This window comes from Dactylosporangium sucinum (assembly GCF_014647515.1).
Lineage (GTDB): Bacteria > Actinomycetota > Actinomycetes > Mycobacteriales > Micromonosporaceae > Dactylosporangium > Dactylosporangium sucinum.
The window spans coordinates 134,023-146,941 of the sequence record NZ_BMPI01000017.1; the positions used below are offsets into that span (position 1 = coordinate 134,023).

The window sequence follows — 12,919 nt, forward strand, 5'->3', positions numbered from 1 at the left end:
ATCAGTCTAGGTCGATTCCACGATCACGCCAGGACGGCGGCGAGGTCCTTGAAGGCGAGGTCATTGGCAAGGATGTTCCCCTCCGGCGGGTCCCATCAACTCCTCGCCCGACAACCCCACCAAAGCCGCCATCCAACACTCGGAGGATGGTGCTGCTCGCAGTCGTAAGCGCAGCGGCGTTGGTCTGTCTAGCCGGCTCGCTGATCGCCTATGTGATTTACGACCAAGCCACAACTCCGGACCGAAGCACGCCAGAGGGCGTGCTTGAGCAGTACATTGAAGCCAAATTCAACATGAGGAATGAATCCCGAGCGAAGCTTTTCGAGTGCCCGTCGGCCGATCTCGCTGCTGTTGAGCAGACCCTGAAGGACGCGAAGGACCTGGAAGCGCGTTTTTCGACGTCGGTATCGATCACACCGGCAAGCTTCGATGTATCTGTCCACGGTGATGACGCTAATGTCCAGGCCGTCCTCAACTTTATTGTTCCGGAAACGAGCGGTCGAAAAACTACGTCTCGACAGAATTGGGACTTTCGGCTTAGACATGGGGGCAGTTGGTTGATCTGCAGTGCGACGAGGGTTCCGTAATTACTCTACCCACAACAGGTGGGTCGGGACCTCCATAGTCTTCGGGATCTGCCCGCTCCACCCCCACCGATACCACTCCACCTCCCGACAAACACGCACGCAAATATCCCCCTCAGCCGAGTTGTAAGGCTCGGTAACTGCCCGCAGATCCCGCTCATCCCGCCCGGCTTTGTCATCAGGCCCAGGCACCCGGACCACCCGCAGCCCAGTAACCCCCGAAACGTCCCGAACCCGCCGCGGTGGCCGACTCGGCGGCGCATCCAACGAGACGAGCCGCGACACGATATCCGCATCTTCAGGCGGTCGAACCGTCGGAGACGTCCGCTCCACCCAAACCCGCTCCAGCGGTACCAGCGGCGCGAAAACCTCCGTCTGCTCCGCCTCGGCCCGATACCATTCCTGCTCCGGCAATACCGGCACGTACGTCCGGCTTGCCTGCACCACCGGATTATCGACCCTGAGGTCTCGCCGCCATCCCACGCCCGGCATGCCGATCACGGCACGGCGGCCACGTAGTTCCCGAACAATCCCCGCAGCCACCAACTCGATTCCCGCCGGCACGCGCTCGACACTACCGGCGAGGAGATCCCAATCCGGCAGATCGTCGGGCGAGAATTCGGTCATGGCTCGATTCCCAGCGGCGCACCCATGCGCTGCATGAACTGAACGGGGTCCACTGCACCGTTCTTGCTCGAATCGTTGTTGATATGCGTCTCGAAGTGAACGTGCGGCCCCGACGAGTGTCCCGTCGAGCCGGAGAACCCGATCTCCTGCCCAGGCGCCACGCTCTGGCCGACCACCACACTCGGCTGTTTCACCATGTGGCAGTACCGCGTGATAATGCCATTCGCGTGCCGAATGTCGACGTACCATCCACACCCGCGAACCGACGGCGAACCGTCCCGCCAGCAGCCCCAGTCCGACCCGTTCGGCGCCACCGCATTGCAGCGGGCCTTGATGACGATGCCGGCGGCCGCGGCCCGAATGAGCGTGCCTTTCGGAACGATGAGGTCGACGCCCTGGTGGTCCGGCCGGGAAGCGGTCCGGAATCCCGAGCCGACCTTTCCCTTGACCGGCGCGGTCCAACCGGAAGCGGCCATCTGCCCAGCAGCGGCGCACTGCATTTCCAACTGATTGCCCACGGCCCGCCCGGCGCCACCGGTCAGCGAGTTCACGATCGTCGTCGCGGTTTCCTCATGCTTCGCATATGCATTCGGGTACGCACTGCGCTGCACGCGCTGGGCGGCCCTGGTCAGCGCCATCGATTCCCAGCCCGGAATGGTCAACAGTTTTTCATAGAATTTCCGGGAGGCGTACTGCGGATCCATAATTTGCGCCGGCGTACCCCAGCCCGTGCTGGGCCGCTGCTGGAACAGCCCGAGCGAATCGTGGTCATTGCGAGCACCGAGATTCGGCAGGTTGCGCAGATTCGACTCCTGCATGGCAGTCGCGACCGCAATAATCCATCCCCGCGGCGGCACCTTCATGTCCTGCCCGACACGAACGATGATCGCGGCGTTGCGGACCTGCTCGGGGCCGTAGGACCGATGCGAGGGCAGCTTCCCGGCGGCGTCCACCAGCTGCCCGTTGCCGCACCCGGCCGCGTAGTCGACCGCCTTGTCGGCAGCATCCATGAACAGCGATACCACCCCACCGCCGCAGCACACGAGGATGAGCACTGTGGCGAGCGCGACCACCAACGCGGGGCGAATCCTCCGCCGTTCGCCACCCTCCAGGCCCTCCATGGCCTCCGGATCGCTCACGCTGCCTCCCAGTCGAGCGACGTGATCTGCCACCGTCCGTTGATGACCTGCAGCCCGAGGACGATGGTCCCTCCGTCGGCGGGGAAGCGCGCGCGAGTATCCGCTCCGAAGTTCTCCAGCGCGACAGGACCGGTGATCGTCGATGCCGGTACATCGTCGGGATCGGTCTCCGCGAGCTCGGCCATGAGCTCAGTCGATGCGTCAGCCTTCAGCCCGGCCCGCCACTGCTCCCCGGTCAGTCCCGTTTTACGCAACCACGCATTGGCGAATCGAGCGGCGACGGTATTGGCATCAGCCGCCCCCTTGCTCAAGGAAGGAGCGGCACTGGGCTCGACAACACTGTCGTCCCCGAGTGAATTGTATGGATCAGGCGTAGTCTCAACGGGCGCGACGGTCGGCCCGAAGGCGTCGTTGGCCGACCGCGATTCCCGATCCCGAAAAACGGTCCGCCCAAACGCCACAACGGCAACGACCACAACCACCAGGACCAACGCGATACCGTATCGCGTACCAAGCAGTCGCAGGACCGTCCGCATCGCCCGTCACCCCGGCAGACTGGCCGACTCCGGCCGTCGCGCAGGCGCCTGATCTCGACTGCTCCGATCCGAATCAGGCCGGTAAATCGAATACGACGGTGCATTCTCGGCAGGCACATCGGCCTCTTCCCAAACCGGGTCCCGCTGCCGCCGCTGCCGCGGCTGACTAGCCCCAGTCTCAGGCCGCCCAGTGCTCTCCTGCCCGCCGCCGACTCCATTCGCCGCAACAACGACAGAGTCTTCGGTGCGCGACTCAGGCCGCACCTGCGTCTGCACGGACTCTTTCCCGCGAGAATTCTTGGGCTCATTAGTACCGCCGGCGTCAACAATCTTCAGCGCCGCGGCCTGCCGCACATCCCGCAGGAAGAGCCGATGCCAACTACCAGCCGAGGTGATGGCCCGAGTGGAGTCCTTACCCCCGAGCTGGGTGATCCGCCGATAGGGCCGCAGCAGCAGCCACCCGACGACCCCAGTAAGCCAGATCAGCACGACCTTCAACCATCCCGCGAGCGAGGCAGTGCCGAGAATGAGCGTTACGGCGAGCAAGTAGATTGCTGATCCGGTCCCGAAAATAATGATATTGAAGATTGCTGCAATTACCGCATTTCCGAGGCGTTTAAGGCCAGCGTTGGCTGGACGTAGAAGCCCGACGGTCCCTAGGATCGGCGCCGCAATTACTGCCCACCTGAAGATGAGGAATCCGAGAATAACCATGATTGACGCGGTGATGTCGAAGAGGGCGAAGAATAGTGCTGACAGGATCGCGAGGAATCCAGCCCCGATTCGATCCATCCCCCGACTGCCCTGAAGATGCTCGTAGGCTTCGGGGTCTTCCTTCCGAATCTGTTCCGCGATTCGCATCCAACGCTGCTGCTTCTGCTCGGTCAGAACCTTACGTTCATTGGACTCAATCGGCGGGCCCGGCTGGTTCAGGCGAATTCGTTCCTCTTCAGCCTTCTGGGCCCGCTGTTCTGCCGTGCGGATGCGCTGGATTTCCTCCCAGCTGAATGACTTTGCGTCGTACAGCGCTGGACCGTATTTCCTGGCGGTCTCGCTGTCTGCTGATCCCAGTGTGCCTCGCAGCCAGTTCTGATAGAGCAGACCCTCGACGACGGTGTCACTGGCACGCACTGCAGGAGGACGGTTGTCGACGCATGCGGTAGGGTCGAGGTTGCGACACTGGTCGGCGGGGATGGTCTCGTCGGGCGGCCCAACAGCGCTATGGATGACCCCTAGACTGCTGATCAAAGTTCTATCCGCCAAACTGGCTGACCACTTGGGCCAGTACGCGATTGCTGTAACCAGCACCATGACGAAGATGGCCCAACCTGCAGTCGTTACGGCGTTCGACAGGTCTGATTGCCTTGAACGCCATAGGAGGTAAAGCCCAACAACGACGAGTGTGATCGCGCCGAATGCAGTAAATACTTTGTCGTACACCGCCCTGGTGGCAGTCCCTACAAGTGGATCTGCCCAGCCCCACATATAAGACGGATCCCAGGCGCGCTCTCGAAGTGCGTTGGACGCGCCCGTGATCGACGTTGCAAGAAGGAACTCGCCGTTGGCGACGGTATTCTCAAACTCGGCGCTCGGGTTGGTTACTACCGAGGCGCACTTGAGGTCGTAGGTTGCGAAGTCGTATCCCGCGTAGCCGTACTCGCTGTACGTATAGAGAACCCGCGAGCCGCGGTCCTCAGGCGGCTCTTGAGCGAACCACCCCGCCATGCCTGAGTCTGGGGCGCTTGGGGTTGGGGCGTTCAAACAGCTGATCCGCGACTGAACGTCCACCTGCAGTCGATTGGCGCAGTTCTGGAAGTTCGTCGGCACCCGCCACTCTTCGACAGTGCACAGCGGATCCCCCGGAGCCCGTGCCACCGGAGCCGCTGCAGAAGGGTTTGCGAACCCGCCGAACAGCGTTGCCATCGCCGTCACGATGAGCACGGCCGTGTACACGGGCAAGCGTCTCACCGATCATCCTCCGGGTCGTCGTCGTGGAGGTCCACGACCTCGCCGCCGACGGTGCCGCCGGTCGGTACACCCCCCGGTGTGGTGTCCAGGTAGCGGAGCAGGTCCTGGACGTAGGAGACGTCGACGCGGACTTTCTGCACGCGGCCGTCGACGTCGCGCATCACGAACTCTCGGAAGCCCAGCCGGGCTGAGGAAGCGGTGTCCACCTGGGACAGTGCGGCCAGGGTCTGCTCGTAGCCGACGTCGGTGGGCACGCGAAGGAGACGCAGCGCCTCGGCCGCGATCTCGGAGTCCTCGGCGATCCGGCCCACGAAGACCGTGGAGACCAGGTTCTGCACGTCGAGGCCGAGGATGTCCTTCGGGTTCTGGGAGGCGACCAGCGCCGCGAGGTTCCACTTGCGGGAGTCGCGGGCCAGGCGGACCAGGAAGGAGCGGCCCGAGCGCCAGCCCTCCATGAAGTGGGCCTCGTCCAGGCCGACCAGCTTGCGCTGGGACATGTCCCCGCCGTAGCAGCGGCGCACGGCGAGCCGGTGGGCGGTGTGCAGCATCGGCAGGGCGAGGGCCTCCTCGGCCGACCAGTACTCGCGCTCGATCTTCAGGTCGGGCAGCCGGAGGCCGGCCATGGTGATGACCGTCAGGGCGGCGTCGGCGCCGAGCAGGTGGGCGGGCGGGGAGCCGAAGAACAGCATCGCCAGCGGCATCTCGGCGGTGTCGAGGAGCAGGTTGCCGAGCTCCAGGGCGTCGTGGTCGCCGGTGTCGCGCAGCGCCCGGATGACGTCCTCCAGCGTCGAGGACTCCTCGGCGGGGACCTGCCGGACGGCGTGGCGGAGCATCGTCGCGGTTGACGCCTCGCGGGCGACCTGGGGCGGGACCAGCATCATGCAGATGTCCTGGACCAGCATGCGGCGCTCGGCGCGGGCGTTGGAGACGGCGATCTCGAACTCGCGGTCGCCGGCCGGGCCGGCGGCGTAGTGGCCGCGCTGCGGGGTGGGGATCAGCGCATACGGGGCCAGGGTGCCCTGCTCGGAGCCGGTCAGGTTGAGCACCCGGGAGAAGGGTGCGAGCTCGGGCATGGAGCACAGGCGGGCCAGGGGCCCGGACGGGTCGAGCAGCGTGACCTGGACGCCGCGGCGGGAGGCGAGGTAGCCGAGCGCGCCCATGAGCGTCGACTTGCCACCGCCGGGCTCGGCGACGAAGACCGCCAGGCCCGACCGCTCGCGGACCTCCATCGGGAAGTGTAGATCGAGGAAGACCGGGCGGCGGGAGGTGCCCGCGGTACGCCCGATGAGATCGCCGCGTCGGTCACCGACCGTGGACGCGGCCTGCGGCAGGGCGGCCGCGAACAGCTTGACGGGCATCCGCCGGACGTAGCCGGTGTTGGCCAGCGGCTCGCCGGGGATGAACTCGCGGGCCAGCCAGTCCTGGTTCTTGGGGTGCTGCAGGGCGAGCCGCATCTCGCGCGAGTACATCTGGGTGACCCGGCGGGCCCGCTCCAGGCACTCCTCGCGGGTGCGGCCGCTGACCGCGACGCGGTGCCAGCCGTGGGCGCGGGACGAGTCGACCGGCAGGCCGGTGCTGATCTCGTCGCCGATCGTCAGGGCCCGCTTGGCCAGGCGCTCCAGCTCGGGCGGCGCGTCGATGCCGTGCTCGGAGTAGTCGGCCTGCTGGGAGCGGATCAGGCGGAGCCGGTGCTCGAGGTTGCGGAAGGAGTCGCCTGGGCCGAGGATGTCGATCCGCGACGAGATCTCCATCGGCCACGGCAGGCGCTCATGGAAGTGCAGCCACGGCTCGTGCCGCTCGGGGATCTCCAGCGGCTCCATGCGGCCGACGGTGAGGACGGCGACGTGCCGCTCCTCGCCGCTGTTCCGGTTGACCAGCTTGACCGTCGAGCCGTACGGCGTGCGGTACCGCTCGATCTGCTCGGTGAGCGCGAGCAGGTCGCCGCGGTCCCAGCCGCCCTCCAGGGTGGTGATCCCGACCGGCGGCGCCATGCCGAGCGCGACCGAGCGGTACAGCAGCCACTCCAGCTCGAACGCGGTGACCCGGCGGCCACGCATGCCGAAGGCGCCGAGGACCTCGTCGAACTGCTCGACGGTGCGGGCCATGCGGCGCCGCTCGGCGTCGGCGACGCCCCGCTTGAACATGGAGCCGATCCGCTCCATGAACGTATCGCCGAGCGTGCGCCGGGCGAAGGCGATCCCGAGGTACGTCTGACCCTCGGCGTGGTTGATCGACAGCAGGTGCTTCTGCGCGGCCACCAGGTGGTCGGACCAGGAGGGGGCGTGCGGCACCGGCGGCAGCGGGTGTGGCGTGTTGCCGTCGACCACCCGCGCCCACTGGTCGGCCGGGAACGGCCGGGTGGTGCGCCGCAGGTGTAGCCGGAAGCCGGCCAGGCCCGCATACTGCTCGGAGATCGCCGACAGCAGCGCCTCGCGCTCGGCGTCGGGCCGGAACGCCCAGCGCACCTCGGGCAGCCAATACCACGCGGTGACCGTGTTCGTCGTGAACGTCAGGTGCCCGGCGATCTCGGTGATCGCCAGGTCGACGGCGGCCGAGCGGTCCTTGTACCTCGGCTTGTCGACCCGATCGAGCGGCGTCTTCCTCCCGCGCGCGGGCGGCGGCGACTGAATCCGCGGCGGCCGGGGCGGCGGCGGGGAGGTGCGCCGAGCGGGCGGGACGAGGTCGCGTCCGGGTGCCGTGCGAGCGGATTTCGCAGGTGTACCTGCTGTGCCGCCATCGATCGGCCGGGCCGCCTGCCGCCGGTCGTCAGCAACCCGCCGGTCGTCGACAACGCGCCGTTCGTCAGCAACCCGCCGGTCGTCGGCGATCCGCCCGACGGGACGCGACGGCTGCCGCACGGCCCGCTCGGCGGCCGGCCCGGCCCCGAGCGCCGGCCGCGAGCCGGCGCCGTTGGTGCGGACACCCTCCGTGATCGGCGCCCGCGGCGGCGCGATGCGCTTCGGCGCTCGCAGGTCCTCGGGCGCGCGGGGCGGCCCGGAGGCCGGTGCCGCGGAGATGGGGACGCCGGAGATCGGCCGCTCGACCGGCGCGCCGGTGCGCTCGTCGAACAGCCCCAGGAACGGCGAGTCGACGTCGGCCTGGCGCCCGCCGCGGCCGGAACCGTTGCCGGGGGTGCCGCCGGTGCCGCGGAACATGGCGACGCGCCCGCCCTCGGCCGCGGCGCGCAGCCCGCCATCGTAGTCGGTTGACTGCGCAGCGTCGTCATCGAGGTCGGGCCGGTCGGAGTATCCGCCGGTCCGCGGCGGGTTATTGCTCATGCGAGATCACCGGTGACTTCCGGGCGGATGCGGATCCGGGTCGCGACGAGGCGCGCGTCGCGCTGCTCGCTGCTCGGCTCCCGCGTGTGGCGCCAGTCGGTCAGGGCCGTGCGAACGACCATCCGCGCCGGACGGTCGGGGTCCACGTACCGGAAGATCAGCGACGTCGCGACGATGGCGAGCGCGATCTCGTAGGCCGGGAAGAAGTCGACGTGCCCGGTGACCAGGAAGCGGATCAGCATGAACAGCAGGACGACCAGCACGAAGACGCCATACTGCGCGTATGGCAACTGGATCGGCAGCGTGTAGCCGGGCGGGCCCAGGTAGACCAGGCGGGCCCGGTAGATGTCGTCGTCTGTCCGCAGCCGCATGCAGGCCTACTTGAAGAGCAGGTCGACGAGCGATCCACCGAAGAAGAACAGCGAGGCGGCGCCGGCCACGAAGGCCAGCCCGATGATCGCGATCGCCGAGCTGGTGAGGACCCGGGACACTTCACCCTTGCTGGCGCGGCCGATGAAGATCACGCCCAGCGCCGCGAGCAGGATCGGAACGATCTTGGTCGCGAGGAAGGTCACGATGCCGTCGGTGTTGATCTCCTTCGGAGCCGGCGTCGGTGTCGGCGCGTAGGCGATCGCATCCACGGCGCGTGTGGCATCGCCCCACATCGCCTGGCCGATCTCCAACAACATCATCAGACCTCCCCGGAGGCGCGACGGGCGCGTTGCACGCCGCGCGTTAAGCCTCGCCGAAAAGACGACCCGGTGGTACAACCCCGGCTGCTGTGTCGCTCTCCGGCGGAACCTTATCCGGGCGTTTGCCCTGGTAATTGCCCATTGTCGGGTTTAACGGTCCGAATAACGTTCACTTGCAGAGAGTACGGCTCGGCCCGCTCTCCAACAAGCTGACCGCTTCGGGGTCAGTGTGCACAGTGTGACTGCTGTGGCGGTCCGGCCGCGACCCCGCAGGTCGCTCCGGTGCACCCGGACTGAGTTGAGTACCTTCATTCAAGTGATGCTGCTGCGACGTCCCTCTCCGGTGGTCATGGGCGTGCTCAACGTGACCCCCGACAGCTTCAGCGACGGGGGCCGCTACGCCGACCTCGACGCGGCCGTGGCGCACGCCCTCCAGATGCGGGACGAGGGCGCGGACGTGATCGACATCGGGGGCGAGAGCACCCGGCCCGGAGCCGACCGGGTCGACGCCGAGACGGAGGGCGCTCGGGTGCTGCCGGTGATCGCCGCACTGGCCGACGAAGGCGTGACGATGAGCATCGACACGACGCGCGCGGCCGTCGCCGCCGCCGCGCTCGGCGCCGGTGCGGCGATCGTCAACGACGTGTCCGGCGGCCTGGCCGACCCCGACATGGCCCGGGTCGTCGCCGACGCCGGCTGCCCCTGGGTGCTCATGCACTGGCGCGGCCACTCGCGCCGGATGGCCGACCTGGCCGTCTACGCCGACGTGGTCAAGGAGGTCGGCGCCGAGCTGCTGGAACGCGTCGACGCGGCGGTCTCCGCCGGGGTGTCGCCCGACCGGCTGATCCTCGACCCGGGCCTCGGCTTCGCCAAGACCCCGGAGCACACCTGGCGCCTCGCCGCCCACCTGCCCGACCTGGTCGGGCTGGGGTATCCGGTGCTGGTCGGCTCCAGCCGCAAGTCCCACCTGGGCCGGCTGCTCGCCGACCCCGACGGCACCCCCCGCCCGACCGCGCAGCGCGAGGCGGCCACGATCGCCACCACCGTGCTGTCCGTCGCCGCCGGCGCCTGGGGCGTGCGGGTCCACGACGTCCGTGGCAACGTGGACGCGATCAAGGTGTGGCAGGCGACGAGGGCGGCGACATGACCGATCGGATCTCGCTCACGGGGCTGACCGTCCGCGGGCACCACGGCGTCTTCGACTTCGAGCGCCGCGACGGGCAGGACTTCGTGATCGACGTGGTCCTGGAGCTGGACCTCGCCCCGGCCGCCGCCTCGGACGACGTCGCGGACACCGTTCACTACGGTGAGCTGGCCGAAGGGCTCGCGGCCGTGGTCGCCGGCGAGCCCGTCGATCTCATCGAGACCCTCGCTCAGCGGCTCGCCGACGTGTGCCTGGCCGACGGTCGGGTACACACGGCCATCGTGACCGTCCACAAGCCCCAGGCCCCGATCCCGCTGCAGTTCGCCGACGTCGCCGTCACGATCCGCCGGTCCCGTCCGTGAGCCGGGCGGTGCTGTCGCTCGGCAGCAACCTCGGCGACCGGGAGGCCCACCTCCGCGGCGCCCTGGCGGGGCTCGGGCCCAGCGTCCGCGTGGTCTCCGGGGTGTACGAGACGCCGCCGTGGGGCGATCCGGACCAGCCGCACTACCTCAACGCCGTCGTGCTGGCCGAGGACCCCGGCGCGGGTCCCGGGGACTGGCTGGCGGCCTGCCGGCGGCTGGAGGATGCCGCCGGGCGCGTGCGGGACCCGGACCGCCGGTTCGGCCCGCGTACCCTTGACGTTGACGTGATCGCCGTTTGGGACGCCGATGGCCAGCCGGTGACCACCGACGACCCAGAGCTGACCCTGCCGCACCCGCGGGCCCACCTGCGGGCCTTCGTGCTCCGGCCGTGGCTCGACATCGAGCCGTACGGGCAGCTGCCGGGTCACGGCTGGCTCACCGACCTGCTGCGCGCCGCCCCGGTCGCCGATGACGTCGGCGACCTGCGACCGCGCGAAGACGTCCACCTCGAATCCTGATCTGGAGCGAAGACGATGGCCACGCCGCCGCCTGACGATCCCAACGCGAACGGTCCGAAGGGCCGGATGGAGCCGACGCGGCCCGCCACGCTCGCCATTGCGGCGCTCGCCATGACGGCCGTGTCCTGGATCGTGATCAGCAACTTCTGGAACAGCATGCCCACGCTGCCGTGGCTGCCCCCGCTCACGCTGATCGGCCTGGCCATCTTCGAGGGCTTCGAGGCGTACTCCACGCGCGCCCGAATCCTGCGCAAGGAGGGCGCCGGTCCGCTGAACCCGCTGGTCACCGCCCGGTATGCGGTGCTCGGCAAGGCCTCGGCGCTGGTCGCCGCCCTGTTCGGCGGGGTCTACATCGGTATGTCCACCTGGTTGCTCACGCAGCGTGGCGTCCTGGCCAAGGTTTCCGAGAACCTGCCCCAGGCGCTGCTCGGCGTCGCGGCCTCGATCGTGCTGGTCGCGGCGGCCCTCTGGCTGGAGCGCGCGTGCCGCGTGCCACCCGGCCCGCGGGACGGTGAGCAGCCCAGACAGGGCCGCCAGGAGCCGCTCGACCGGGCGGAGGACGACCAGGTCGCCTGACGCCCCATGGATCGACAGGCGTAACAAGAGTGTCGCCTTCCGAGCCAAGGGACTGTCGCTGGTCACCATCCGCGGTTACTGTGCGACCCGTACCGGTCGGTTAGCAGGAGGCGCACGCGATGGCGTACGACGACTCGCGGTTCCGCGGCGAGCCCGGGTTCCGGGAGGAGCCAGATTTCCGCTCCGGCGGCGTGCCGGAGGACGCGCCGACGCTCGGCGTGTCGAACCAGTCCGTGTACACGCCCGGCAGCTACCCGGCGTCATCCGACTACAGCGTGCCACCGACCGAGACCACCCTCGGCCTCGGCCGCCGCACCACGCCCAGCGCCGCCCAGCTCGACGACGTCTTCGACGACCCGGAGCACGGTGACCCCGGCCGCGACCGGATGGCCGTGCACGCGCTGTGGGAGATGGTCCTGCTGCTGGCGACCGCGTCCCTGCTGTACCTGCTGCGCGACGCCCGTCCGGAGGCGCTGCGCGGCGCCGAGCTCGACACGCTGCTGCTCGGCATCGCGGAGCTCGGCCTCGTCGCGGCCGCGGTCGGCCTGACCCTGCGCGCGGGCGCCGTCAACCTGGCCGTCGGGCCGATCGCCTACGCGTCCTCGCTGTTCTTCGCCGACAACTCCGACCGCGGGCTGCTCACGACCGCCGGCATCACCGCGCTCATCGCGCTGGGCGTCGGCGTGGTCGTCGCCGTGCTGGTCGTCGGCTTCCACGTGCCCGGCTGGGCGGCCAGCCTGGGCGTGGCGCTCGCCCTGATGGCGTGGATCGCCGACCAGAACAACGAGCAGGTCGTCAACGGCGCCTACAACCCGCACGACGACGCCCTCTGGTGGCTGATCGGAGTGGCCGTGATCGCGGTCGGCGGCGGCGCGCTCGGCCTGATCCGGCCGCTGCGCCGCTCGCTGGGCCGGTTCCGCCCGGTCCACGACCCGGCCCGCCGCCGCGGCGGGGGCGCCGCCACGATCGCCGGCCTCGCAATCGCCGGCTCGGCGCTGCTCGCGGCCGCCGCGGGCGTGCTCACCGCGCTCGACGTCCGCCAGGTCACCACGACCGAGAACGGCATGGCCGCCGCCGGGCTGGCGATGAGCGGCCTGGCCCTCGGCGCCGCGCTGCTCGGCGGCACCTCCGCCTACGGCCGGCGCGGGGGCGTCTTCGGCACGATGCTCGCCGCCGCCGCGATGGTGCTGCTCTTCCACTACTCGACCGCCGAGAACTGGAATATCGCTCCGCTCGCGGTCGCCGGCGGCGCGATCGTCATCGGCCTGGTCGTCACCCGCCTGGTGGAAACGTTCGGCCGGCCGCGCTCCACCACCGAGCCGGCCGACGGGGACTCCTGGACCCCGCCGAGCCCGCTGGTCGGCCCGGCCGCCGACGACGACGAGTGGTCGCCGTCGTCGCGCACCAGCGGCTGGACCAGCCAGCTGCCGGCCCGCACCACCGACGACGGCTGGGGGGTCGAGGAGCGCTGGGGCACCCGGTAGGCCGGGGCCGT

Annotated in this window: 13 protein-coding genes; 6 read left to right on the forward strand and 7 right to left on the reverse strand. The window is 69.1% G+C overall.

Annotated features, from left to right (window positions below; translation table 11 throughout):
• The first annotated feature begins 146 nt into the window (after window positions 1-146).
• Window positions 147-587 (forward strand): hypothetical protein, encoded by a 441-nt coding sequence (locus tag IEZ31_RS19390; RefSeq protein WP_190251298.1) that lies wholly within the window; start codon window positions 147-149, stop codon window positions 585-587.
• Here IEZ31_RS19390 and IEZ31_RS19395 read toward each other — a convergent pair whose 3' ends face one another.
• Genes IEZ31_RS19395 through IEZ31_RS19425 form a run of 7 tightly spaced genes read right to left on the reverse strand, consistent with a single transcriptional unit; the run spans window position 588 to window position 8,797 of the window.
• Window positions 588-1,211, reverse strand: a complete 624-nt coding sequence (locus IEZ31_RS19395; protein WP_190251299.1) for a hypothetical protein — start codon at window positions 1,209-1,211, stop codon at window positions 588-590. It lies immediately after the preceding gene.
• Window positions 1,208-2,332 (reverse strand): M23 family metallopeptidase, encoded by a 1,125-nt coding sequence (locus IEZ31_RS19400; RefSeq protein ID WP_190251350.1) that lies wholly within the window; start codon window positions 2,330-2,332, stop codon window positions 1,208-1,210. Before IEZ31_RS19400 ends, IEZ31_RS19395 begins: the two co-directional genes overlap by 4 nt.
• 14 nt (window positions 2,333-2,346) lie before the next feature.
• A complete protein-coding gene (locus tag IEZ31_RS19405) occupies window positions 2,347-2,841 on the reverse strand; it encodes a hypothetical protein (RefSeq protein WP_190251300.1) in 495 nt (164 codons plus the stop codon).
• Between the two features lie 51 nt (window positions 2,842-2,892).
• Complete coding sequence (locus IEZ31_RS19410) at window positions 2,893-4,809, reverse strand: MFS transporter (RefSeq protein ID WP_190251301.1); 1,917 nt, start codon at window positions 4,807-4,809, stop codon at window positions 2,893-2,895.
• A gap of 41 nt (window positions 4,810-4,850) precedes the next feature.
• Complete coding sequence (locus tag IEZ31_RS19415) at window positions 4,851-8,132, reverse strand: ATP-binding protein (protein WP_190251302.1); 3,282 nt, start codon at window positions 8,130-8,132, stop codon at window positions 4,851-4,853.
• Complete coding sequence (locus tag IEZ31_RS19420; protein WP_190251303.1) at window positions 8,129-8,503, reverse strand: hypothetical protein; 375 nt, start codon at window positions 8,501-8,503, stop codon at window positions 8,129-8,131. Before IEZ31_RS19420 ends, IEZ31_RS19415 begins: the two co-directional genes overlap by 4 nt.
• Before the next feature lie 6 nt (window positions 8,504-8,509).
• Window positions 8,510-8,797, reverse strand: coding sequence for a hypothetical protein (locus tag IEZ31_RS19425; protein ID WP_373294635.1), 288 nt, complete (start codon window positions 8,795-8,797; stop codon window positions 8,510-8,512).
• 346 nt (window positions 8,798-9,143) lie between these two features.
• Here IEZ31_RS19425 and folP point away from each other — a divergent pair, with 346 nt between their 5' ends.
• From folP to IEZ31_RS58195, 5 genes are all read left to right on the forward strand, one after another.
• Window positions 9,144-9,971: a dihydropteroate synthase gene (folP, locus tag IEZ31_RS19430; protein WP_190251352.1), complete on the forward strand. Its 828-nt coding sequence runs from the start codon at window positions 9,144-9,146 to the stop codon at window positions 9,969-9,971.
• On the forward strand, window positions 9,968-10,330 hold the full coding sequence (gene folB, locus IEZ31_RS19435; RefSeq protein ID WP_190251304.1) for a dihydroneopterin aldolase: 363 nt from the start codon (window positions 9,968-9,970) through the stop codon (window positions 10,328-10,330). Before folP ends, folB begins: the two co-directional genes overlap by 4 nt.
• Window positions 10,327-10,848: a 2-amino-4-hydroxy-6-hydroxymethyldihydropteridine diphosphokinase gene (gene folK / locus IEZ31_RS19440; RefSeq protein ID WP_190251305.1), complete on the forward strand. Its 522-nt coding sequence runs from the start codon at window positions 10,327-10,329 to the stop codon at window positions 10,846-10,848. The genes folB and folK overlap by 4 nt, the downstream gene beginning before the upstream one ends.
• 66 nt (window positions 10,849-10,914) lie before the next feature.
• Complete coding sequence (locus tag IEZ31_RS19445) at window positions 10,915-11,424, forward strand: DUF3180 domain-containing protein (RefSeq protein WP_190251306.1); 510 nt, start codon at window positions 10,915-10,917, stop codon at window positions 11,422-11,424.
• A 119-nt stretch (window positions 11,425-11,543) separates the two neighbouring features.
• Window positions 11,544-12,908 carry an ABC transporter permease gene (locus tag IEZ31_RS58195; protein ID WP_190251307.1) on the forward strand — a complete coding sequence of 455 codons (1,365 nt, stop codon included), beginning with the start codon at window positions 11,544-11,546 and terminating at the stop codon, window positions 12,906-12,908.
• Window positions 12,909-12,919 lie beyond the last annotated feature (11 nt).

Coding starts and splice junctions, on each gene's coding strand:
- IEZ31_RS19390 (WP_190251298.1), top strand. CDS start 147: ATGGTGCTGCTCGCAGTCGTAAGCGCAGCGGCGTTGGTCTGTCTAGCC.
- IEZ31_RS19445 (WP_190251306.1), top strand. CDS start 10,915: ATGGAGCCGACGCGGCCCGCCACGCTCGCCATTGCGGCGCTCGCCATG.
- IEZ31_RS19395 (WP_190251299.1), bottom strand. CDS start 1,211: ATGACCGAATTCTCGCCCGACGATCTGCCGGATTGGGATCTCCTCGCC.
- IEZ31_RS19410 (WP_190251301.1), bottom strand. CDS start 4,809: ATGGCAACGCTGTTCGGCGGGTTCGCAAACCCTTCTGCAGCGGCTCCG.
- IEZ31_RS19400 (WP_190251350.1), bottom strand. CDS start 2,332: ATGGAGGGCCTGGAGGGTGGCGAACGGCGGAGGATTCGCCCCGCGTTG.
- folB (WP_190251304.1), top strand. CDS start 9,968: ATGACCGATCGGATCTCGCTCACGGGGCTGACCGTCCGCGGGCACCAC.
- IEZ31_RS19420 (WP_190251303.1), bottom strand. CDS start 8,503: ATGCGGCTGCGGACAGACGACGACATCTACCGGGCCCGCCTGGTCTAC.
- folP (WP_190251352.1), top strand. CDS start 9,144: ATGCTGCTGCGACGTCCCTCTCCGGTGGTCATGGGCGTGCTCAACGTG.
- IEZ31_RS19425 (WP_373294635.1), bottom strand. CDS start 8,797: ATGTGGGGCGATGCCACACGCGCCGTGGATGCGATCGCCTACGCGCCG.
- IEZ31_RS58195 (WP_190251307.1), top strand. CDS start 11,544: ATGGCGTACGACGACTCGCGGTTCCGCGGCGAGCCCGGGTTCCGGGAG.
- IEZ31_RS19415 (WP_190251302.1), bottom strand. CDS start 8,132: ATGAGCAATAACCCGCCGCGGACCGGCGGATACTCCGACCGGCCCGAC.